Genomic DNA, 22,358 nt, shown 5'->3' with positions numbered 1-22,358 from the left:
GGAACTGGAAGGATACTTTGAATTTTCTTAGTACGACCGCCCACATCGGAGCCGATCAAAAAGAAAAGCCGAAATACGTAAGTTTACACCCATTCCCGTAACGACCCTGGTTAATTGTCGCAAATCCTTATAAACTTTTGATGGTAACCTCCCGTTACCCCCATGTTGTCGTAACCCAATTCATTTCATCCATGAAATCCTTATTAATTCTACTAACAGCCGTTGCCACCAGTGCCCTGGCCGGTCCCGTACCTATAACACCCGGTAAGACCGCAAAACCGACACCGGTTAAGAACCCTGCCGTCGTGAGTAAACTGGCTCCCGACCCCGACAACGGTGGTCTCAAATTAGCGTCCGGCTTCGGCGCTCTGGTATTTGCCGATAACCTCGGGAAAGCCCGCCATATTGCCGTCGACAATGCCGGCACGGTATTCGTAAAACTGGAACGGCTCAATGAGGGCAAAGGCATTGTTGAACTCATCGACGCCAATGGCGATGGCCGCTCCGACGAGACCGTTAAGTTTGGCAACAATACCGGAACGGGCATGACCATTTTTAACGGCTACCTCTATGCGTCGTCGGATACGTCGGTGTATCGCTATAAACTGACCAATGGGAAAGTGCTGGAAACAACGCCGATGGAGCCAATCGTTACCGGTCTGACGCTGCAACGTCAGCACGCCAGTAAGTCGATGGCCATCTCGCCCGATGGAAGACTGTTCGTCAATTTTGGTGCCCCATCGAACGCCTGTCAGGAAAAAGACCGGCAGAAAGGCTCGAAAGGAATGGACCCATGCCCCATTCTGGAAGAGTACGGCGGTATCTGGCAGTTTGACGCCAACAAGCAGAATCAGCACAAAGCTGATGGCAAACGTTATGCTACGGGCATCCGAAATGCCGTTGCGCTCGACTGGAACACGGCCAACAACACGCTTTACGCCATGCAGCACGGACGTGACAATCTGAACAACTGGGGGGGCATTTTTACCGATGAGTACAGTGCCGAGTTTCCATCGGAGGAGATGTTGATGGTGAAAGAAGGCGCTGATTTTGGCTGGCCTTATTGCTACAATAACCACGAGAAAAAACAGAAATTGCTGGCACCTGAATACGGTGGCGATGGGACCAAAGTAGACCGTTGCGCCGGAAAAGAGAAGCCGATCATGGCGTTTCCGGGTCACTGGGCACCTAACGACATATTGTTCTACACGGGTGGAACAGGAGCCAACGCGTTTCCGGCCCGGTATAAGAACGGTGCTTTTGTTTGCTTCCACGGTTCCTGGAACCGCGCGCCCCTACAGCAGGGTGGCTATTTTGTGGCTTTCATTCCGTTCGGAAAAGATGGCCGTCCGTCGGGTAAATACGAAGTGTTCGCTGAGAACTTTGCGGGTGTACCCGAACTGGGTAAGCCAGGGACGGATGTCAACGCGGGTAAACTGGAGCTGGCCAGTCCCGGCGATGCCAAAGCCCGTCCGGTAGGTCTGGCGCAGGGGCCCGATGGCTCCCTGTACATCTCCGACTCCGTGAAAGGTAAAGTCTGGCGGGTCATGTACACCGCAAAAAAATAATCTCAATCCATTAAGAAAACGCGTATTGCCCTTGGGTGATACGCGTTTTTTATGCTTTGTCGGTTTCGGCTACCTTTGTGGATGAATTACACACTCACCTTATTGAATGAAGAATAAACTTTTTGACGGAATAAGCCTGCTTTTGCTGTTCATTGCTATCTATGTTCTTAATCACCAGCTGACCACCATCGCCGATATACAGATGGGCGACGAAGGGTTTTACATGTATCAGGGCATCAGCAATTTTCGCCTGGGTCTGCAAACGGATTGGGGCCCCGCTTATTCACTCTGGTACAAGTTCCTTTCTTTATTTGAGTCGGATACCATTCGGTTATACTACCTGAACATGTTTCTGCTGTCGTCGCTCCCGACGATCGCCCTGTACGGAGCCCTTCGGCTGGCGGGTTTCCGCTGGTACTGGTCGTTATATGCCACGCTGGTATTCCATTTTTCCCAGATGAATTTTCCGGAGGGTGTGAAAGTGTCAATCCTGCTCTTCCTGCTGACCCTCGTGGTCTTTATGGTTTGTGCCCGCTACCTGCGCCATCGGCTTCAGCTATCGTTTGCTGCACTCACCCTGATGTATTTTCTGTTTGCGTACTTCCGGCCCGAGTCGGTGGTTCCCTTTGCGTTGTGTTTTGTGCTGCTGGTTGGGGCCACACTATGGTTTCGGCAGTCGTTTTATCCGGTGGCCGGCATTGTCGCCGTGGCTTTGCTGCTGTTTTTCGGCGTCGGTAGCCCTCTCTCCGAAAAAGGCGATAAAGCTTTCAAACAGGATTTCTCGTATAACTATGCCATGCGCCACCCCGAAGACAAACGGCTTGGTACCTACAGCAACTGGGTCGATTATGACGTGATGACGGAGCTTATTTTTGGGGAGCACGTAAAAGGATTTGGCGATGCGTTGATCAAACACCCCGACATTATTCTGGCCGATCACCTGCTGCCCAACATCTTTAACCTGGGCGTACAACTCGGCACATTGCTGGAGACGTACATTCGGCCGCTATCGTATCTGCCGGGTGCCGCCACCGTTGAGCGGCTGTTCCACCGAAAAATCACCTGGGTGCTGCTGGTCATCGGTTTTCTCGCGCTGGTGTCCATTCGTCAGTCGGCCCGTAGGGTAGGCCGAACAGTTATGGCCAATCCGTGGCCCTATCTGGTCGCAACATCGGCTATTGTGGCGCCTATTGTGAGTTCGGTATATTCGATGGGCATCAAGATTCGCTACCTTCCGAATTTTTACTTCTTCATTCCGGTCGTGATTGGGGTGGTGGGGATGAACCTGCAGGGTCGGCCCTGGCTGACGAATGCTCTGGCGAACAGAAAGCCCCTTGTTCGGCTGACAGGGCGTGTATTGACCGTCCTGTTGCTGGTTGGGATAGGCGCCTGGATGGTTTGGGAATGGCAGCACCAGACCCCCTCGCCCGGAAACGACCGCCGACTGCTTCAGTACACGAAAGAACTGACGGCCCCCATCGTCCATAAAGACCGAATCCGAATCTTCGACAATCCAGACGCCCTGCCTACCTATTTTGGTTACACGTCTGTCTCTTACGACAACTACAAACGCTACACGGATTTTTACAAGTTTGTCGACAGGAACGACATCAATCTGATCATTTTCCGAAGCGAAATTGCCCGGTACTATCAGAGCGATACAAGCCTGCAACGGTTTATTCAGCAACCGCCTGCGGCATTTATCCGCAAACCGGGGTTCGACCCCAATACATACAGCTTCATCCGTCGGGATTTGCTGAAGTAAGTTAAGGCTACAACGTAGTGGCCACGACCGTAACGTAGTAAAATCCACCCACGCCGGGCCCGGCGGTAAAGGTCGTGTAAGGCCGGTTCAGCAGATTGGTGCCCCCGATCTTAAACGACAACGCATTGACCGACCGGCCGAGGTTGGGGAGTGCGTAGCTGATCTGGGCATCGAAGGTGTTGATGGCGGGTACAATGCCCGTTGCCAGAGACGACTGCCAAAGGAAGGAACTCTGGTATTTATAGCTTACCGAAAAGCCCATGTTTTGCCAGAGGGCCGGATTCGAAATGCCCACGTTCGTGATCCATTTAGGCGTGTTAAAGGCTTCTTCCAGCCCGTCGCCCTGGTCGGTGCGGTCCAGACGAGCCAGGGAAGCGTTGCCTGAAAAGCCCCAGTTTCCACCCGACGAGTACCGCAGTCCCAGACTCGACCCGTAGTTATACACTTTGGTTTTGGAGTTGGTCCACAGCCGGTAGCGGTCCTGCTGGGTCCGGTCAGCCAGGTAATACGCTAACGAATCGGGGTTCCTGCCCCTGGGAATGTTGGCTTCTACCTGCGCAATGAAGTTCCGGTAGACATTGAAGTAGAAGTCAACGTCAACGTACAGCTTTTTGCCAAAAAACAGTCCTTTATACCCCAGCTCGACGCTGTTGACCTGTTCCGGTTTCAGGTAGGTGTAGGTATTGGGTTTCAACAAGCCTTTGTTCTTCTGGATGGCCTGATCGGTCGTCAGCTTGTTCGTGTTGACATCTGTATTGATAGCCGCCTGGAAGGCGTCGATGGAGGTGCGCAGATACGAGCTCTCAAAAATTCCCTGCGACATGATCTTCAGCCCGCCTACCCGTTTTACCCCGCCAGAGTTGACATTGGAAAACGCTTCGAACAGCGACGGAAACCGGTAACCCGTTTGGTACGACGCCCTGACGTTGTGGTTCTCGGCAGGCGAAAAAACCGCTGAGATCCGGGGGTTGACTTTAGGGTCAAAATAGGTGTTTTTATCGACCCGGATCGACCCGCTCAGTTTCAGCTTTTCGCCGAAAAAGGGGCGGGAGGCCTGCACAAAGCCGCCCGTTTTGCCATAGATCAGGTTGTTGCTGGTTTTGTCTGGATTGATAAAATAATTGCCGTCGGGGAAGACCACATAGCGCCGGAAGTCCAGACCCGCCAGCAGGTCGATACCGGTTTTCTGTCGGAAACCCGCCCACCGTACGCGGGTAGGCTCTATCTGCCCTTCGGCATGGTATAGCCAGGATTTCACCCGCAGAGCCGCGCCAATATCCCAGTTGTTAATGTCGCGGAGTTTGTCTACCTGCTGATTAAAGGTTTCCGAACCCGGTTGCGGCCGACCTGCATCGGCCGTCGTTCGGGCGGTTTGGAGGGCATCCATCACCGATTGTCCGGTTGCGGTGCTGCTCGTGAACTGGTTCGAAAAGTCGGTAAACCACTGGTTGTCGGACTTAAAGGATTTGTCGACGTTTTCGGCCATCGAGCGGATGTTGTACGAATCGCCTGTGTTCTCGCGCGTTCGGTAGGCGCGGATCTGTACGGAGGGCGATGTGAGCGTAAGGCCGTGTTGATCGAGGATGTAATTCTCCAGCCGGAAGCGGTTGGTCCGTTGATACACGTTGTTAAGCGTAGCGGCTTTGTATTGATAGGAAAGGGTCAGATTTGGGCGAATGCGCCAGTAAAGACCCACATCGCCCCGCAGGTTTCGGAGGCTCAGATCGGTGATGTCATTCTCGAAATAACCCGTTCGGGAGACAACATATTTCTTGCCGCCCAGCGTCAGCGTCCGTCGGTTGGCCGACTCATCGCCGTAGTTATTGACCAGATCGCTGCCGGGGTTGTTCATTCCGGTCAGGCCCAGAGACGTATTGGCATTGGGATTCAGGTCCGACGCGTCGCGGGCGATCCAGTCGTAGCCGCCCTGGTAGGTAACGTTTAGTTTGACCGCCACCCGCGAGCCAATCAGGCGGACATAACGCAGGCTTGTCTCGCTGTATGCTTTGGCCGGAACCAGCGGATCGTTGACGTGGTTGACCGCTGTTTTCTGACTAACGCTCAAGCCCTGCGAAGAAAAAGGGTCTTTCGTAATCAGCTGCGCCAGGCCGTTGAGGGCGTTCAGGCCGTAAAGTGCCGAAGCCGCTCCGGGTACGATTTCCACCCGTTGAATGTCCAGGTCGGAGGGGGCCAGTGCGTTGGCGATAGGTGCCCCAATATGGGGCGCCTGATTATCCATGCCATCCACCAGTTGCACGAAGCGCACATTGGTCGGGTTGGCAAAGCCGCGCGTATTGTACACTTTAAAGCCTAAGCTGGACGTCAGCAGTTGAACGCCTTTAAGGTTCTCGATGGCGTCGAAATAGGAGGGCTGGGCAGATAACCGAATTTGTCGGGCGTCGAGCAATTCGATACTCACCGGCGATTTTAGCACGTTTTCAGGAATACGGGAAGCCGTAATGACAATCTCGTTAAGCTGAATTTTTCGCAGAGAATCCTTCGGGCTAATGGTGCTGTCGGGTAGCATATCGGCCTGTGCCTGCTGGCTGACAATAAAAAAGAGCAGGAAGAGGTATTTCATACGATGCGCTATTTCTTCCGAAATATAACGACCGATATGTTTCTTCGGAAATAACGGGTAATGATTTGGGGTTAAATTTGATGAAGTGGTCAGCCTGTCAGGGTAGATTCGCCAGTTCGTCGGCCAGGAATTTCTGAAACCGTTCCTGCAAGCCCTTATAGTGATTCAGGTATTTTTCGCCTTCGGGGGTTACGAGGGTGCCCCCGCCTTTTTCGCCCCCGGTTTGGGTGATGACCAGCGGAGTGTTGGCCAGCGTATTCATGGAGTGAACCATTTCCCAGGCGCGTTTATAGGACATTTTCATGGCTTTGGCGGCCTGATTGATCGAGCCGGTTCGCTGAATATGGCCCAGTAATTCCAGTCGCCCGATGCCCATGAAGCGCTCGGCCGTGTCGTTCGAAAGGGTTTCAAGCCAGATGCGGCCGTTTATGCGGAGGTTCATGCCGGAAACAAACGGTTGTTTGAGGAGCTAAAGTACGACGGATTCATTAGTTCACGACCCGTTTTACGTTCATTCTCCCAAACGCACCTTTCAACCGAACCAGCTCTCTGTTCTTCAGGCTGATCGAGTCTTTGGCCTGCTGACCAATGCTCCGGGCTACGCTGTCGGACATGTACCAGCCGAGCGGATATTTTTCGTTGTAGGCAAGCCGGAGGGTCAGGTAATTGGTTTTCGGGTTGGCAAACCGGTCTATAAACGAGTTGAACATATTGTCGCGGGTGACGGAGCCATTATCCCAGGCATTCAGAAACGCCAGCAAGGGAATCTGCACTTCCTGCAAAATGGACCGCTTTTGCGGCAGATTGCCAATGGTATTGCTGTTCTGGATAAAGAGCACATACGGAATAATGGTCACCCGATCGGCCGTGTCGAGCCGACGAATGGACGGAACGAGGTTGTTGAGCAATTGGATGCAGGTTTCCACGCCCGAGTTGTCGAAGTAGCCCCCGTCTACTACGTGCCCGCCATACCGCTGTTTACGGCCGTTGGCTAACAACGTGTCTTTTTGAATCAAGCCGCCATTGGTCACGACCGGGAAACGACTGCACAGAGACGCTGCCGTTTTGAGCGGTACATCCATGCCCAGAACATCCAGCGTCGATACCACATTTTTAAAGTACCGACCGTCCAGTTTCAGATTCGAGGTAATGATTTTCTGCCCTGATTCGGCCAGGGTGCCATTGAGCAGCAGCGACGGCAGGTTGTAATTGTAACCCGTTGGCGTCTGGTACAACTGCGTCAGGGACGAATCGAGTGTAGACAACGCTAAGTTGTTGTAGTAGGAAGCCGCCCACGAATCTTCGAGCCACTTGGCGCGCTCCAGGGAGGGTATCGGCGCCGGAATGAGCCGCTGTACGGATTCCGGAAAGAGCAATGCCGACGATACACCCGACAGGTAATCATCCCGAATCACTTTTCGGAACTGCTCGAAGGTGCGGGTACGGTCGGCTTCGGCAACGTCGCGCAGAAAGGCCGTATAAAAAACCGTTCCCACACCCCCGCCCGATACGCCACTCAGCGCGTATATATGCCGACTGAAACCCGGAATGATGGAGTCGAGCCGGATGAGCGTTTCGGCAGTCCAGTTCAGGGCACGGATGCCTCCGCCTTCGGCCGCTACCAGCACCAGCGGAATCGTATCGCCGTCTTCCTGCCTTCGGGCGGCTACCCACTGGGCAAAATGGGCGTCGACGGTCGGGCGTTGCGAAATAGGGGGGACCGATGTTCCCGTCGCTTTCCGAACGGATGTATTGTCGTTGAACGCGCTGATGAGAACCAGATATCCCAGCGTTATCAGCACAAGCGGGCGGTAGCGGTAGTCATTAAAATACACGACTACGCTGCCCCAGAAGGTGTACATCGTAATACCGAAGATGATGATCGCTGTTGGACGCAGTCGCTGGGCCAGCCCCCACTGAACCGGCAGACTAAAAAGGGCAATCAGAAACAGCGTCAGCACAACACCCGTCCGGATCACCAGCCGCCCGAGCGGATGCCGCCACAACCCCCGAATATCCTGTTTGAAATTGGTATACCGGTCCGAAAAGCGCCAGCGGTCGGGCAATTTGAAAACAGAAACGTTGTGTTCTACCCAAAGGAACTGAGCCAGCATCAGGCCACTTTCCAGCAGGAGCAGATAGGGCTGCCAGCGGTCGGGTTTCCAGAACGCATACGCCAGAATCAGGGCTGGAATGACCCCGCCAATTTTCGGGAGCCATCGGAGCAACACATCACATTCCTCATTGATGCGAAGGCCAACGGGTGAAATATGCAGAATCATGCGGGTGCAGCCGTATACGAGCCAGCTCCAGACGAGTGTACTAAGCAATATGTACTGGAACAGCCTGTGGAAAACGCCATCGTCGATCACCGCATTGATCATGTCGCCTGCCTGATCGGGAACGGTCAGTATGTAGAGCGACAGGAGCAGCGTGATAATGATGACAAAGGCATTTCGCTGCGTCTGGTAGAACGCGATGGTATAATTTCTGAGGTGCTCGGAAAACGAACGCTGATTTCTATGATCCATATGATTCGATAATCGACGACGAACGGGGCGTGTAAACAACCAGCAATATCCGTGCGCTATCCCTTGTCCTCGTCTGCCGTTTTTCGGTGTGTTCTGGACGTTTCTGTACCTTTGCCGAAAACCACCAGCTATTTAACTTAAATGGACGTAAAAGACAGCAACGGAACACTACTTGCCGAAGGGGATTCGGTAAAATTGATCAAAGATTTGAAAGTAAGAGAGTCATCGGCAACCCTAAAACGGGGAACCGTCGTTAAAAATATCCGGCTCACCGAGGATGCAGAGGAAATAGAAGGTAAAGTTGAGCGGACAGTGATGGTGTTGAAAACGATGTATTTGCAGAAGGTATAACTGATATGCCAGCGATAAGACAAACGCCATTTCTTTCGAAAATGGCGTTTGTCTTATCGCTGGCATGCAACTAGTAAGCACCCGACTTTAGCTTAGGTCCGGCCGCTCCCCCCGCCGTATCGCGTTTACCAGGTTATGCGCCCGGCGGGTGGGCTCGGGAATTCGGTAGCCGCCGTCGCAGGCCAGCGTTAGTGAGATAGCCGTTTCCAGATCGATCAGATTTCCCGGCGACACATACACCGGATTGACTTTGTTCTTTGTCCGCAACGCGGCTCCAATCACTTCGTTATAATGACGCATCGGCGACCAGTTGCCGCGTTCCGGTGCCGGTTCGTCGTATTTACCCACCAGCACCGATTTACCGCAGCCAAACGTCGGTCGATTCAGGAACAGACCCGCGTGTGAGGCAATGCCAATTCGGCGGGGGTGGGCCGTACCGTGACCATCAAACATCACTACATCGGGCTCGGTCTTGAGTTTCTGCCAGGCTTCGAGCAGGGACGGAATTTCGCGAAACGATAGCAAGCCCGGAATGTAAGGAAACGGAGCCGTACTGACCACGCCCGTTTCTTCGATGGTTTCGAGCGTATCGAGCCGAAGTACCACAATACCGGCATACACGGTCTCTTCGAACTTATTGAACGAGATGTCACAACCGGCAATGGTTTCGGCTGGTTTGGTCAGCGGTTCAATGCGAATCTGTCCGCGTAGCTGATTTTGCAGGACGACGGCTTCGGTGGGCGATACATTCCAGTCGTGGAGAGGTTGGTAAGTGGCCATGAGCAAACAGGGGCTGAGTCCTTACCTAACCAATAAATTGGGTTAAGGTTAGGGCTTCCCTGCCAGACTAAGCTCCTGCTGGTGCTCTTTGATATAGTCAGCTTTGACAACGGTGGCCGTTTTGTGGTCGCCGGTATGGCTCCACCCAGGCGGCATGAATATGTAAAGGATTTTGTTTTTGATGCCGGGTGCCTGGTACACGTCTTTACCCAGGGCAACGATTTCGCCAAAATAAGCATCCAGAAAATCGCCTTTTTTCATGGGACGGCTAATGCCGTATTCGATCTCCATCGTTGTTTTTTCATCCTGTAAGGTACCAAAGGCTCTATCCCATATGTTGAGGAGATTACAAAAGTTGGTATCCATATACAATGGATTGCGGGCATGATGGACGCGGTGGTGCGATGGTGTAAGAATGATTCGGTTTAGAAAGCCCAGCCGCCCGTCTTTGAGCAGATTCTCGCCAATATGGATAAACGACCCCCAGGTTCCGTCGATGAACATGATGAGAAAAAGCAGGGGAGGATTTACGCCCAGCAGAATACAGATGGTGGTACGGATGATATCGGCGTAGGGCGCTTCGAGAAAAAAGTGCGCGTAGGTTACGGAGAGGTTCATGTATTCCGGCGCGTGGTGCGTGGAGTGCAGGCACCAGAAAAGCCGGACTTTATGCCCGAAATAATGATAGACAAAATGGGCGAGTTCCCAAACCACGTACCCGTAAATAAACCAGTACCAGGTAAGCGAGGTCTTAAAAAGGGCATAGGGCTCAAAAAAGCCAATGCAAAAGGCCACCATCGCAATTGACAGAAAGCTGGAAATAAAGCGATTCAGGATATACGTGAACACAGAAATCTTGTACTGGTCATGCGAGTAGCGCCGGTAAAACAGCCCGCGAATAATCTCAATCAACAGGAGTACCGGGAGGAGCGGTCTTAAAAAAGCCTGAATACCATTCTGGGTCAGCAGTGCTTCGTAGTTCTGCGTTTGAATGATTTCCCAAAGTTGGTCAAACCCCCAGAAGTTGATGAATTCGTGGTAAAGGATCTCGAAAATATGCATAACGGACAGCAGGTTATCGAAAGGAACAGGTTGGTGTCTATTGCGCTACTGAATCAGGGAAAGGCCCGCCCGGCAGTGCCCAAACAGAATAAACGGTTTTTGCCCACAATTATACCGTTCGTTACCGATAAATGCCATACGTATCCCTAAAACGAATAGACATTCGGTCTCAGTAAGAAGTAGTTGATCAATAAGGTATAGGTCTGCCTCGCCGTAATGACATATCGCGACCAGTTACCATGTTCCGGTGCCGGTTCGTCGCACTCGCCCAGCAGTATCTCGCACTTATTGAACGAAATGCCGCAACCGGCAATGGTTTCCGGGGGTTTGGTCAGCGGTTCAATGCGAATCTGTCCGCGTAACTGATTTGGCAGGGTGACAGCTTCGGTGGGCGAACGTTCCACTGGGCTGGCGGGGTTGGTAAGCGGCCATGGGCCGGTAGGATTCGTGCCTGCCTGACTCACCGGGTTGTACAGGGCTTTACTTTTCAGGCCTTCACTGAGGTTGCTTTCGAATTAAGGTCACGACAAAGTCAACTTGTGAATCGGTATGCATCAGCAAATCATGTATGGTAACGGGCACGTCGTGATCCGGCAGAGTGCCGCGCCCTTTCTGCTTCGGTTCAGGCACGGTATTGTTGTAATAAACCAGCGGTGTTGTTACCTGTATACCTGATTTAGGGAGCCCAAGGGTAATAAAACTACCCCCGTTACCCCCTTCATAGGCACCACCGGATTCCGTACCGATAAACACGCCCACTTTATTGGCATGGGCAACGGCCAGGAATTCGGATGCGGTTGAGGCACTTTCGCCATTCATGAGCACATAAACCTGTCCTCTGAACCGATTGGGTTTAGGCGCATACCGTTTGGGTGTTCGACCGGTCGAATCAATGCCGCTAGCCTGCTTAAGCGTAAACGTACCGTCACTTTCAGGGGTCAACTCGTTCTTTATATTCTTCCGGTTGGCTTCGGAGAGGTCCGAAAAGGCAAGAAACTCGCTTCCGGTGGTGCCGTCGCTAATGCTGTGCTGGCGCCTGTAATAGGCTACGGCTGAATCCGTTTTCATCAGATACGTAAACAACTCAATCCCCTGACTGTCCCATCCACCCGTATTGCCTCTGACATCGATAATCAAGTTCTGAATTCGTTGCTTTTCAAGTTTAGCCAGGCTCTTATCCATAAATGCCCGGAAAACGGTCACGGCTTCATCACTGTTTCTGGCCCCTTCGCCCCCAAAGCCATCGAATCGAAGAATAGCGGTGTTCGCCAGCGTATCGGGGAAAGACAAGCGCCAGGGGTGTTTCTGTTTTTTGTTGACATACCAGGCTACCATTTGCTTGTTGACGGGATTTTTGAGCATTTGCCGAAGCGAAACGCGGAAGGGCTTAGCCGGGGTATTCACCTCAAGGGTATCGCCCGTCAGACTGCGGAATCTGAGCGAAAATGTATCCGGCTGGCCAACGAACCAGTAATAGAATAGGTTAAATAATTCACCCCGCATCTGACTTTTCGATGATTCAATATAGCCATCGGCCCAGTGGTATCGGTCCATTTGCCGCCGGACGTCGTCCATCGGCTGTCCGTTTATGCTAAGTAGCTCGAAGCCGGGTTTGATGGTTTGGTCGGTCGTGCCGTTCATCAGGACGAAGAAGCGTTGCTGGGTGGTCCAGATAAAAAATGGGATCGTTTGCTGGACTTTACTGAACTGATTGCGCCAGTTCTTCTCCGGTAATGCATGCGTATGCGCACAGCGAATGTCGGCTATGAGGGCTTCAACGGTGCGGTAAAAATCGTAGAACGGAAGCGGTTTTGTCAGTGTACCGGCAAGGCTGTCCAGTTTTGCCTGCATGATGGGTTTGGGCGTGTACCGGTACAAACCCGGATGCGTCTCCTCCAGCAGCCTGCGGAGGTAGGAGAAGTCGGCCTGCATGTCGGAGGGTTGCAGGATCCTGGTTTTTAACGAGTCGATGGCTGGCTGGGCGTGGCCACCCAACGCAAACAGGAATGAGAGAAAAAGACAGCTGATCGTTTTCATAATGCATTGATTTTAGGCCAAAACAGGCCAGAATCAATGCATTAGTCTACTCAAATCCAGATTTGAGCGGTGATTTTCAGGATTCTGTCGTCTGTTGTTCTATGAATCGCTTGGGCGACTGGCCCGTTGCCTGTTTAAACGCCCGCTGAAACGTAGCCTGTGAATTGAATCCGCATTCCAGTGCGATGCCTGTTAGCGTCAGGTATTCGTTGGCAGGGTTGGTCAGCTGCTGCTTCACGGCTTCGATTCGGTAGTCATTCACGAAGGCATTGAAGCTTTTCTGCACATGCTGGTTCAGGACAAACGACACGGTTTTGGGTGTTAGCTGCACATGCCGACCTACTTTTTCGACGGTCAGTTCCGGGTCGAGATAGAGTTTATCCATTTGCATGGCATGCGTCAATACATCAATGGCCTTACGAACGGCTTCATCAGGCATCGTCATGGCGTTGGCTTTAGGGCCTGCTACTTCAACGGAACTTTGCCGGGTGTGCAGATACCCTTTCAGGCCCAGCCAATAAATTAAAACGGCAATGGGAATGTAAATCGGATACCAGCCAAACTGATCCAGCCAGGCCGACCGGGTGTCCGGAATAATGTAGGGTACCAGATGCACGAGCCATACGATCTGGAAACCCAGAAAGATAGTAACAAACTGCCGGAGCCATCGCAGCGTTTGGTCCTGATTGCCTGCTTTTTGGTGAGTATTGGCTTGTTTGTACTGGCTGAGCCAGCGCCTTGTCAGAAGGAGATACGTCGTTACCGAAAGCCAGCGCGGAATATCGGCGTAGGTGTCATATTCATTCATGACATGCCCCCAAAGCGGGCCATCCGACGTGGGAACCAGACCGAGAAACAAGCCGCCCAGGAACATCCAGCCGATAAGTTTAGACCCCCAGTCCAGCACGACGGGGTAAAAATGCCGCCGTTCCCGCCGACCCAATTGAAAGGCCGGGTCCAGCATGGATTTCGTGTAGAAATACACAAGCGGCCCCAGGGGCATCGCCATAATGAGGGGTAAAAAATCCAGCGCAAAAACGACCCAGCGGTTGTGAAGGGGAATGGCTAAAGCCAGACTCATCAGGGCCAGCAAGCCGATCAATACACCCAGTAGTCGGTTGGATAATTGACGGCCTTTGGGCGTTGTCCACAACAGGGCCGACAGGATAAACCCCTGTAGAGCGCCAAGTAATATGATTAGGTCGAGTGGAGAGATGGTCATGGGCAGACGGTTGTTTGCGTTGCCTAATCCACAATCTTGACCCGAATCCGGTGCGGGGCTACCTGATTGCCGCCAAAATAAAGTCCGGTGTTATAGGCAAAGGACTTGTTATGGGTGAAGGGAACGGTTTTGCCGCCCAGCACCTGGTATAACTTCCGGTCGTAGTCGATCTTAATGGTCATGCGCGTGGGGGTGTTCAGCGCCACTTCAGCTACCTTGAAGTCGATCCGATTGCCTTCTACGTAGATGTACGCGCCCAAGTCGATGCGGCCCCGTTGCGGATTCCAGCGCCAGCCTACCCGCGCACCATCGACCTGGTGCGGAGGTACCCCATCCAGCGGCTGATCTTTGGAACCCACGAAGCCTATGCCGATAACCTTGTTCCAGTCGTCGGCATCAGCCCCACCAATGTCGTAGATGCAGGAACTGTCGAACGTAACCGTAGCCGATATTTCCTTTGGACTAATAACAAGACCTACTTTTCGCTTTGGATTGGGCTCGTGTTCACCGGCTTCGATAACGACCCAGTCGGAATCTGATAACAGAAAGTCCGGAACACACGCACTCATGAACAGGCCAAGCCCCACAAAGAGCAGTGCTTTTGCGGAGAACAGAAAGGCACGTACCGGTGAAGATATAGACAGCATGGTGGCAGGGCGCAGATGGTTACACAAATAACGCCATAATCCAGCGAATTGATGTCCCGTTGGCTCAAGTAGCCGAAACAGTCTCTTGTGCGTCAGGTAATAATCGAATCAATGCGTGGCTATTCTGTCCTTTAAATAATGAGTTGACGGCCGGGGGGATGGCTTGTGGGCTATCACTTTCCACTCGTCAATTTTTTAAAAAGTGGACGGCAACCTTTTTGTATCTTTCCACATCCTTTCGTTAATAAACCACTTCATCCATTCCTATGGAATCGGCATTTCCTTCTTCGTTTGAATCCGGTCGGGAGCAGACGGCTACTCGTGCCAGTAGTTGGCGGCTCGGTATACCTACTTACGTTTACGCCGTTGTTTTTTCGTCTTTCTGTGTCATCATAGGCCTCCTTTGGGACATTATGTGGCACATGAGCATTGGGCGCGACGGGCTGCTGGCTCCACCCCACGTCGTTATCTATGTGGGTGCGATTGTGTCGGGGCTGTTTTCGGCCTACCAGATCCTGAATCTGACGTTCACAAAAAATCATCCCGGCCGAACGCAGGCCGTTCCCTTCTGGGGTGTTTTTTATGGTCCGTTAGGTGCCATGTTCTGCGTTTGGGGCGCACTCGCCATGCTAACGTCGGCTCCCTTCGATGACTGGTGGCACAATACCTACGGCCTCGATGTCCAGATCCTGACCCCGCCCCATACAATTCTGGCAATCGGTATCATGACAGTACAGTTTGGGGCCATTGTGGGTGTGCTGGCTTTGCAGAACAAATACCGGAATCCGGTTCAATCGCTTGGTCAGGCAAACGACGACACCCGGCGGGGCGTGCGGCTCAAGTGGCTGTTTGCCATTGCCGCCGGTCTTTTGCTGATTATGCTGTACACGCTGCTGTCGGAGTCGATGGGTATGCGCGAATCCCATAGTTCTATCTTCTACGCGACGGCCGCCATTGCTCTGCCCTTTTACCTGCTGGCCGTTGGCCGGGCTTCCTTATTACGCTGGCCCATCACAACCATCACGGCCATCTATATGGTGGGTATGCTGGTGCCGAGCTGGGTGTTGCAGCACTTCCCGGCCACACCCCGTCTTGGTCCCGTCCTGAACCCCATTACGCACTATCAACCATTCTTATTTCCGGTTTTTCTGATCATCCCCGGACTTGTACTCGATTGGCTCATGCACCGGTTCGAGGCACCGGCAGATGGCAAACGTAAACTGAATGACTGGGTGCTGTCGTTGATTTATGCCGTTGGGTTTATGGTCGTTTTGCTGGCTGTTCAGTGGCCGTTTGGCGAGTTTCTGCTGACGTCGCCCTATGCCAGAAATGGCATCTTCCTGTCTTATTCCTGGGTCTACTCCAACTCGCCCGACTGGGAATATCGCTACGCCTTTGCACCCTGGGAAATACAGTCGGCGGCTGAATTTGGGATTGGATTTGCCAAAACGCTTCTCTACGCTACCCTCTCAACGCGGGTTGGCTTACTATGGGGTAACTGGATGAAACGGGTCGTTCGATAAGCCGGCAATAGAAAGAAAATAAAGTACATGGAAGCTATTAAGTACAGAAAACACAGTCGAATGAAGTGGCCATTGCTGCTCTTTTCGCTCTTTTGCTCTTTCGCTCTTTCGCCAACGGTCTCTGCCCACATTGGTAGTTCGGGCGTGATTGTACAGAAACAGGCGGGCAAATACCAGCTTTTGATCAGTGTACAACCGCCGGATGTAGTACCCGGAACGGCTAAAGTTACGGTATACGTAGAACAGGGGCGGGTCAGCCGTATCGGCGCTCGTCCGATCTACTTTCGATCGGGGGGTAAAGGTGCCCCAACGCACGATGAACTGGCGCTGATGGCCGATAACCGCTACGAAGCGGATTTGTGGCTCATGAGTTCCGGTTCGTCCAGCATTGAGCTTACAATCGACGGACCCGATGGCAAACAGCAGGTGATCGTACCCGTTATGGCCGTTGCAACCAGTTTGCGCGAGATGCCCGCCGGAACCGGCTGGGGGCTTGCTGCCATGGGCCTGTTGCTGGTCGTGATGCTGGTCACAATTATTGGTGCCAGTAATGCCGATGGGGTGGTGTTGCCGGGGCAACCCGCTCCGGCTAAACTCGGTCGGCGACGACTGGTTGGTATGGGCGTTGGTCTGGCCGTTGTGGTATTGATCCTGACGGGTTGGCGAACCTGGTGGACTAGTACGGCTGACCACTACAAGAACCAGCAGTTATACAAACCCGCCACCATTCATGCGTCGGTTCGTGTCGCCGATGCGCAGCGTCTGCTAGCGATTCAGTTCGATACGACGGGAACCGGCAACGATGGTCGGCAGCGCCGGATGATGAGCTTCGTACTGCCCGATCATGGCAAGCTCATGCATGCATTTCTGGTGCGTATGCCGGGTATGGACGCCTTTGCGCACCTACATCCCAACCGACGCGACACCTTGAATTACGAGGCTGCGCTGCCGCCATTGCCCGGCGGTAAATACCTGCTTTATTCCGATGTCGTTTACCGAAACGGTTTTGCCGAAACACTGACCGATACGGTTGAAGTCCCTTCCCTGAAAATCTCCGCTGAAGCCGCGGCCGCTGCCAAACCGACCGATCCTGACGATAGCTGGCTCGTAGCCGAACCGATGGGGGTGAAGCCGGGGGCAGTCAATGTCCCGCATCTGGACAACGACATGGTCGTTTGCGGGAAGCCGGGTGCGAGCACGAAGCTGGACGACGGTTCGACAATGCTCTGGATGGATAAATCGGCCCCAGTATTGGAAGCCGGTAAATTGTACACGTTGAAATTTGCCGTTGCCGATGCGCAGGGAAAGGCAGCCGCGCTGGAACCGTATCTGGGCATGGGTGGTCATGCCGCTATCTTACGCTCCGATGGTTCGGTGTACATCCACCTTCATCCCGTAGGCACATACTCTATGGCATCCGAAGAGTCGTTGACCAATCGCATCGCCGATACTGCCCGGACGTTCCGGTATCCGGACCCCGTTCGTTTTAGCGATAGCATCGATGCTTACGTCAGCAAGCTCAAAACCTTGCCCGAAGCTGAGAAGAACCAACGGCTGGCTGCGGGCATGCGTCACACCATGAAGACGAACAACATGGTGGAGTTTCCGTACGCGTTTCCGAGGGCCGGGCATTACCGTATTTGGGTACAGGTAAAGCGAAATGGCCGGGTTTTAACGGGTGTCTTCGATACGCAGGTTAACGAATCCTTGCTCTAAAGGATAGCCCTAACTCGTTCAGAATCAGTTTTTGGACAAGTTAGGCTAAATTTTTATGAATTTTTTTTGAGCGAAGGACTTGACAAGCGTCAAAAAACACCTACCTTTGCATCCACAATTCGCCGATTGGCAGGCGAACTTGATAATGCGAAAGTAGCTCAGCTGGTAGAGCGCGACCTTGCCAAGGTCGAGGTCGCGGGTTCGAACCCCGTCTTTCGCTCAACAAAAAGGCACCGAAACCGGTGCTTTTTTTGTAAAGAGTGCTTCGCGAAAGCGGGGCATGGAATGCCGGGATGGTGGAACTGGTAGACACGCCGGACTTAAAATCCTGTGGGCATTAGCCCGTGCGGGTTCGACTCCCGCTCCTGGTACACAAACAAAAAAACCGCTGATGATCAGCGGTTTTTTTGTTTTCTATAGATTCATAAACTATCAGCCTTTGCTGCTTAAAATTTAACGGAATTTTAAGCAGGTTTGGGCAAGCTTCACGACTTCGAAACTACTTTTCTGTCCTGCTGACCAACTCGTTTTGTGCCCTGATTATTGCCGCGACATGGGTCTGAGCGAACGTCCCGGATCGACAGATCAGGCTTACCCAGGTTCCGGAAAATTTCGTTTACAGCGTGTGTCCGGTATTCATTTCGTTCTCCAGTTTCTCGGCGGTGTCTTTTATCGCTTCTTCAACCGAGTGCGATTGCCGCAGGTCGGAGGCTTGCTTCGTCAATTCCGCCATCATCTGGTAATGCTGTTGCAGTACTTTCAATTCATCTTCGGTCAGGTCTTCGACCGATACCAGCCGGTTGCTGGCCCCTTTTGTAGCGGCAATCAACTCATTGAGTTTCAGTTGAACCGACATCGAATCTTTATTCTGTGCTTTCTGGATTAGGAACACCATCAAAAAGGTGACAATAGTGGTGCCGGTGTTGATAACCAGCTGCCAGTTTTCGGAGTAGTGAAACAGCGGGCCCGTGACTGCCCAGATGATCACGGTAAAAAAGGCAATAATGAAAGCGGCTGAACTGCCAGTCGCCTGAGTGACCGAGGAAGCAAAGCGTTCGAAATAACCCTTTGCTGATGGTGGCTTAACAGATGGTTGCGTTTCCATAGTAGAATGATTGAGAGCGTTCTGTAATTAACTAGCCCGTTCTGAGAAAGTTGCTGATAGCTATAACGTACCTCTGCGAAACTCTCTTGTTAACGGCCCACTGGGGGCTCGGTTTTTTAATCTGTTCAGCTGTTTTCACGACCGCTTGCTCATGTATTTTCCCATTTACTGATTTTGTCGTAAACAGACTTGTACATTTTGTTTTGATTCGTATATTTGACACCTTCGACAAATGCGGATAGTGGCTAATCTGTTCATAATGAACAAGTTTGGTTGTTATTTTGGCGTCTGTTAAGCCTATAATCCACACGGTCTCTTATCGGAGATTGTTCACCTTAATCTACGGCTCCGGCCTGCCTTCCCCAGGCTGGCTGTGAACGCTTTTGTTCGTATGAAAGTATCGCCTTTGCAACCGTTTCAAATCGTGTATTCCTTGCTGAATCACGAGTTTCTGGGATACCTCATTGAGGCTTTTGTTGTCCAGCGCAACAGCCGTGGCGAATTGACACTCCAAAACCAGACATTATCGACTCAGAACGTTAGTGAGTTTACCAAAGGCCTGGACGAACGGGATTTTGACCTGGTGAAGCTGATCGACAGCATTCAGCAGGATTATATCGTAAAGCGGTTCAACACCCGAAAGCTGCCAGCCGTTGATTTCTTCCTGAAAATTTACGACCCACAAAAAGGTGATAAGCTAATTCAGGAAACGATTGCCGGTCATATCGAAACGGTGAAGGCTAAAATCATGGGCCTGCTGCCTGGTAAGCCCTTCTATATTATGGGTAATGATGGGAACCCTGCCTGGGAGCCTATCGTCTGGATGCCCGAACCCGCCCGCGTCCATTTTCACTTTGTTCGCAACGCCGAATCAACCCACTACTTCCCCATCATCCGCTACCCAATTGTCCCACGAGAGGGCGGCCCACGAGAGGGCGGCCCACGGGAGGGCGGTGCGAAAGATGGACAGACAAGCGAGACGGAGCGAGTCGATTTTCAATTCAGAGATGCCCTGATGATCTGCGATGAGCCTGCTTATCTGATGGTGGGTAACCGGCTCTATCATTTCAGTAAAAATGTCGACGGGAAGAAACTGCGTCCGTTCTTCTCGAAAAACCACATTGTCATTCCCCGTAATATCGAGCAGCAGTACTACGAACGATTTGTTACGCCCCTGATTGCGTCGTACGATGTATTTGCCAAAGGCTTCGAGATCCGGACGGAAACCATGGAGCCGGTGCCTGTTTTGACCGTTTCCGACATGGTGCAGTCGAGTCGGGCGGTAGCGGTGATGAACGATGGCTCGGATGGTCCGGACGAGGATGAAAGCACCAGCCAGCGGATTGTCTTTGACCTGTCGTTTCAATACGGTGACTACACCTTTCGGTTCGATAGTTTCGGGCCGTCGGCCAATGTGAGCCTCGAAAAGAATAACGACGAATACGTTTTCCATAAAATTCGTCGCGACCAGCGGCTGGAGCGTAACAAGCTGACGTTTCTTCATGACGCTGGTCTTGATCTCCGGCACGGGCGATTGGCAATTTCCAAAGCCGAAGCCTTTACCTGGTTGTCGAAGAACAACGGCCAGCTTCAGGAGGCCGGGTTCGTTCTTCGGCAGGATGCACAGGATACCAAACGTTATTTTCTGGGCTATTCGAGTATCAAGGTGTCTATTGAAGAAGGACGAGACTGGTTCGATATTTATGCCAACGTCCGGTTTGGCGAGTTCGAAATTCCATTCCTGAAGCTGCGGACGCTCATTCTGAATAAAAAGCATGAATTCACGCTGCCTAATGGCGAAATTGCTGTAATTCCCGACGCCTGGTTTACCGAATACTCCGAACTCTTCGGCTTTCTGGAGCATGCCGATGGCATTGACGGCGATGGACGGCTGGTACTTCAGAAATATCACCTGGCACTGGTACAGGAACTGGAGCGGGATAATCTGGCAACGGCCGTTATTACCCGCAAGCTGGAGCGGCTGCGGAATTTTGAGGAGATCGAGCCGTTTCCGGTACCCAAAGGGTTCAACGGTAATCTGCGCCCGTACCAGCAGGCCGGTTACGACTGGATGAATTTCCTGCGTCAGTACCGGTTTGGGGGCTGCCTGGCCGATGACATGGGGTTGGGCAAAACGGTAATGACGCTGGCAATGCTGCAGGGGCAGAAAGAAGCCGGTGTCCGGGAGCCCAGCCTGCTGGTGATGCCCACATCGCTGCTCTATAACTGGGAACTCGAAGCCCGGAAATTCACGCCCGACCTCCGGGTGATGGTGTATACCGGCACCTACCGCGATAAGAACACGGCTCAGTTCGACGAGTATGATCTGATTCTGACTTCATACGGCATTGTCCGCATCGATATTGACATACTCAGCGATTACCGGTTCAACTATGTTATTCTGGACGAGTCGCAGGCAATCAAAAATCCATCGTCGCACATTACCAAAGCGGTGATGCAGCTCAACAATGCGTTTCGGCTTATTCTGACGGGCACTCCGCTGGAGAATAGCACCATGGATCTCTGGTCGCAGATGTCGTTCATCAACCCGGGTCTGTTAGGGAGTCAGTCCTTCTTCCGAAATGAGTTTCAGATTCCGATTGAAAAAAAGCACGACGAAGTTAAAACCGGTAAGCTATACGGGTTGATCAAGCCGTTTATGCTGCGACGCAACAAGGCCCAGGTCGCCACCGATCTGCCGCCCAAAGTTGAAAGTGTACTGTATTGCGACATGACTCCCGATCAGTCGGCGCAGTATGAAGAAGCGAAATCCTATTTCCGGAACTTGATTCTGGAGCGAATCGAAGAGGAAGGCATTGCCAAGTCGCAGATGGTCGTTCTGCAGGGTCTGACCAAGCTTCGTCAGATCGCCAATCACCCACGTATGGTCGACGCTGATTATGAGGGCGATTCGGGTAAGCTGGATGATATGCTGATGCGGCTGGAAAGTGCCATGACCGAAAACCATAAAGTGCTGGTGTTTAGTCAGTTTATCAAACACCTGAATGTGGTTCAGCAGTACCTGAAAGAAAAGCACATCAAATACGCGTATCTGGACGGTTCGACGGTAGACCGGAAGAGTCAGGTTGAACTTTTTCAGACGGACGATTCGGTGAAGCTGTTCTTAATATCGCTCAAAGCCGGGGGGCTGGGTCATAACCTGACCGCTGCCGATTATGTGTTCATTCTGGATCCGTGGTGGAATCCGGCTATTGAGGCCCAAGCTGTTGACCGGGCGCACCGAATCGGGCAGTTAAAAACGGTGTTTACGTACAAATTCATTGCCAAGAATACCGTCGAAGAAAAGATTCTGTCGTTACAGCGGGCCAAGCAGCAGCTCGCCGGCAGCCTGATTACGACCGAAGAAAATTTCATGAAGTCGTTGACAAAAGAAGATATTATGGTGCTGCTGGAATAGCCGGGCAAAAGAAACGGCTATTTTTCAGGGAGGATTTTGGCTAAAGGGAGTT

At 52.3% G+C, this 22,358-nt stretch carries 16 protein-coding genes and 2 tRNA genes; 8 read left to right on the top strand and 10 right to left on the bottom strand.

Going from position 1 to position 22,358, the window contains the following annotated elements:
• Positions 1-191 precede the first annotated feature (191 nt).
• Both ACYVK4_RS03400 and ACYVK4_RS03395 read left to right on the top strand, forming a co-directional pair.
• Complete coding sequence (locus tag ACYVK4_RS03400) at positions 192-1,568, top strand: PQQ-dependent sugar dehydrogenase (protein WP_461126078.1); 1,377 nt, start codon at positions 192-194, stop codon at positions 1,566-1,568.
• A gap of 106 nt (positions 1,569-1,674) precedes the next feature.
• Complete coding sequence (locus ACYVK4_RS03395; protein ID WP_461126077.1) at positions 1,675-3,333, top strand: hypothetical protein; 1,659 nt, start codon at positions 1,675-1,677, stop codon at positions 3,331-3,333.
• Positions 3,334-3,340: 7 nt separating this feature from the next.
• On the opposite strand, the gene ACYVK4_RS03390 is transcribed toward ACYVK4_RS03395, so the two are convergent.
• The 3 genes from ACYVK4_RS03390 to ACYVK4_RS03380 form a co-directional block, all read right to left on the bottom strand.
• Entirely contained in the window at positions 3,341-5,914 is a 2,574-nt protein-coding gene (locus tag ACYVK4_RS03390; RefSeq protein WP_461126076.1) for a TonB-dependent receptor plug domain-containing protein, read from the bottom strand.
• Positions 5,915-6,011: 97 nt separating this feature from the next.
• Entirely contained in the window at positions 6,012-6,356 is a 345-nt protein-coding gene (locus tag ACYVK4_RS03385) for a winged helix-turn-helix domain-containing protein (protein ID WP_461126075.1), read from the bottom strand.
• 46 nt (positions 6,357-6,402) lie between these two features.
• Positions 6,403-8,445 (bottom strand): hypothetical protein, encoded by a 2,043-nt coding sequence (locus tag ACYVK4_RS03380; protein ID WP_461126074.1) that lies wholly within the window; start codon positions 8,443-8,445, stop codon positions 6,403-6,405.
• Between the two features lie 141 nt (positions 8,446-8,586).
• Here ACYVK4_RS03380 and ACYVK4_RS03375 point away from each other — a divergent pair, with 141 nt between their 5' ends.
• On the top strand, positions 8,587-8,796 hold the full coding sequence (locus ACYVK4_RS03375; RefSeq protein ID WP_461126073.1) for an alkylphosphonate utilization protein: 210 nt from the start codon (positions 8,587-8,589) through the stop codon (positions 8,794-8,796).
• Positions 8,797-8,883: 87 nt separating this feature from the next.
• Here the strand turns inward: ACYVK4_RS03375 and nfi are convergent, their stop codons facing one another.
• The 6 genes from nfi to ACYVK4_RS03345 form a co-directional block, all read right to left on the bottom strand.
• The gene (gene nfi / locus ACYVK4_RS03370; protein WP_461126072.1) at positions 8,884-9,576 is read right to left on the bottom strand and encodes a deoxyribonuclease V; all 693 of its coding nucleotides are present in this window, start codon (positions 9,574-9,576) and stop codon (positions 8,884-8,886) included.
• A 48-nt stretch (positions 9,577-9,624) separates the two neighbouring features.
• Positions 9,625-10,638 carry a sterol desaturase family protein gene (locus ACYVK4_RS03365; RefSeq protein WP_461126071.1) on the bottom strand — a complete coding sequence of 338 codons (1,014 nt, stop codon included), beginning with the start codon at positions 10,636-10,638 and terminating at the stop codon, positions 9,625-9,627.
• Between the two features lie 146 nt (positions 10,639-10,784).
• Complete coding sequence (locus tag ACYVK4_RS03360; protein WP_461126070.1) at positions 10,785-11,042, bottom strand: hypothetical protein; 258 nt, start codon at positions 11,040-11,042, stop codon at positions 10,785-10,787.
• Between the two features lie 91 nt (positions 11,043-11,133).
• Positions 11,134-12,675 (bottom strand): S41 family peptidase, encoded by a 1,542-nt coding sequence (locus tag ACYVK4_RS03355; RefSeq protein ID WP_461126069.1) that lies wholly within the window; start codon positions 12,673-12,675, stop codon positions 11,134-11,136.
• Positions 12,676-12,751: 76 nt separating this feature from the next.
• Positions 12,752-13,897: a helix-turn-helix domain-containing protein gene (locus ACYVK4_RS03350; protein ID WP_461126068.1), complete on the bottom strand. Its 1,146-nt coding sequence runs from the start codon at positions 13,895-13,897 to the stop codon at positions 12,752-12,754.
• Between the two features lie 23 nt (positions 13,898-13,920).
• Positions 13,921-14,544, bottom strand: a complete 624-nt coding sequence (locus ACYVK4_RS03345) for a hypothetical protein (RefSeq protein WP_461126067.1) — start codon at positions 14,542-14,544, stop codon at positions 13,921-13,923.
• Between the two features lie 266 nt (positions 14,545-14,810).
• On the opposite strand from ACYVK4_RS03345, the gene ACYVK4_RS03340 reads away from it, so the two are divergent.
• The 4 genes from ACYVK4_RS03340 to ACYVK4_RS03325 all read left to right on the top strand — a co-directional run bounded on the left by ACYVK4_RS03340 (position 14,811) and on the right by ACYVK4_RS03325 (position 18,154).
• Entirely contained in the window at positions 14,811-16,067 is a 1,257-nt protein-coding gene (locus tag ACYVK4_RS03340) for a hypothetical protein (protein WP_461126066.1), read from the top strand.
• A 60-nt stretch (positions 16,068-16,127) separates the two neighbouring features.
• On the top strand, positions 16,128-17,783 hold the full coding sequence (locus ACYVK4_RS03335; protein WP_461126065.1) for a hypothetical protein: 1,656 nt from the start codon (positions 16,128-16,130) through the stop codon (positions 17,781-17,783).
• Positions 17,784-17,930: 147 nt separating this feature from the next.
• Positions 17,931-18,003 (top strand) — tRNA-Gly (locus tag ACYVK4_RS03330).
• 67 nt (positions 18,004-18,070) lie between these two features.
• Positions 18,071-18,154: transfer RNA gene (locus tag ACYVK4_RS03325), tRNA-Leu, on the top strand.
• Between the two features lie 245 nt (positions 18,155-18,399).
• Here ACYVK4_RS03325 and ACYVK4_RS03320 read toward each other — a convergent pair.
• Positions 18,400-18,888, bottom strand: coding sequence for a low affinity iron permease family protein (locus tag ACYVK4_RS03320; protein ID WP_461126064.1), 489 nt, complete (start codon positions 18,886-18,888; stop codon positions 18,400-18,402).
• A gap of 391 nt (positions 18,889-19,279) precedes the next feature.
• On the opposite strand from ACYVK4_RS03320, the gene ACYVK4_RS03315 reads away from it, so the two are divergent.
• Positions 19,280-22,306 (top strand): DEAD/DEAH box helicase, encoded by a 3,027-nt coding sequence (locus ACYVK4_RS03315; protein ID WP_461126063.1) that lies wholly within the window; start codon positions 19,280-19,282, stop codon positions 22,304-22,306.
• The last annotated feature ends 52 nt before the right edge of the window (positions 22,307-22,358 follow it).

This window comes from Spirosoma aerophilum (assembly GCF_054782495.1).
Note: the sequence above shows the minus strand (reverse complement) of the source record. Positions and strands in the feature narration are given on the sequence as shown.

Excerpts from the sequence above, each read along its gene's own strand:
- ACYVK4_RS03400 (WP_461126078.1), top strand. The coding sequence starts at position 192 with ATGAAATCCTTATTAATTCTACTAACAGCCGTTGCCACCAGTGCCCTG.
- ACYVK4_RS03395 (WP_461126077.1), top strand. The coding sequence starts at position 1,675 with ATGAAGAATAAACTTTTTGACGGAATAAGCCTGCTTTTGCTGTTCATT.
- ACYVK4_RS03390 (WP_461126076.1), bottom strand. The coding sequence starts at position 5,914 with ATGAAATACCTCTTCCTGCTCTTTTTTATTGTCAGCCAGCAGGCACAG.
- ACYVK4_RS03385 (WP_461126075.1), bottom strand. The coding sequence starts at position 6,356 with ATGAACCTCCGCATAAACGGCCGCATCTGGCTTGAAACCCTTTCGAAC.
- ACYVK4_RS03380 (WP_461126074.1), bottom strand. The coding sequence starts at position 8,445 with ATGGATCATAGAAATCAGCGTTCGTTTTCCGAGCACCTCAGAAATTAT.
- ACYVK4_RS03375 (WP_461126073.1), top strand. The coding sequence starts at position 8,587 with ATGGACGTAAAAGACAGCAACGGAACACTACTTGCCGAAGGGGATTCG.
- nfi (WP_461126072.1), bottom strand. The coding sequence starts at position 9,576 with ATGGCCACTTACCAACCTCTCCACGACTGGAATGTATCGCCCACCGAA.
- ACYVK4_RS03365 (WP_461126071.1), bottom strand. The coding sequence starts at position 10,638 with ATGCATATTTTCGAGATCCTTTACCACGAATTCATCAACTTCTGGGGG.
- ACYVK4_RS03355 (WP_461126069.1), bottom strand. The coding sequence starts at position 12,675 with ATGAAAACGATCAGCTGTCTTTTTCTCTCATTCCTGTTTGCGTTGGGT.
- ACYVK4_RS03350 (WP_461126068.1), bottom strand. The coding sequence starts at position 13,897 with ATGACCATCTCTCCACTCGACCTAATCATATTACTTGGCGCTCTACAG.
- ACYVK4_RS03345 (WP_461126067.1), bottom strand. The coding sequence starts at position 14,544 with ATGCTGTCTATATCTTCACCGGTACGTGCCTTTCTGTTCTCCGCAAAA.
- ACYVK4_RS03340 (WP_461126066.1), top strand. The coding sequence starts at position 14,811 with ATGGAATCGGCATTTCCTTCTTCGTTTGAATCCGGTCGGGAGCAGACG.
- ACYVK4_RS03335 (WP_461126065.1), top strand. The coding sequence starts at position 16,128 with ATGAAGTGGCCATTGCTGCTCTTTTCGCTCTTTTGCTCTTTCGCTCTT.
- ACYVK4_RS03320 (WP_461126064.1), bottom strand. The coding sequence starts at position 18,888 with ATGGAAACGCAACCATCTGTTAAGCCACCATCAGCAAAGGGTTATTTC.
- ACYVK4_RS03315 (WP_461126063.1), top strand. The coding sequence starts at position 19,280 with ATGAAAGTATCGCCTTTGCAACCGTTTCAAATCGTGTATTCCTTGCTG.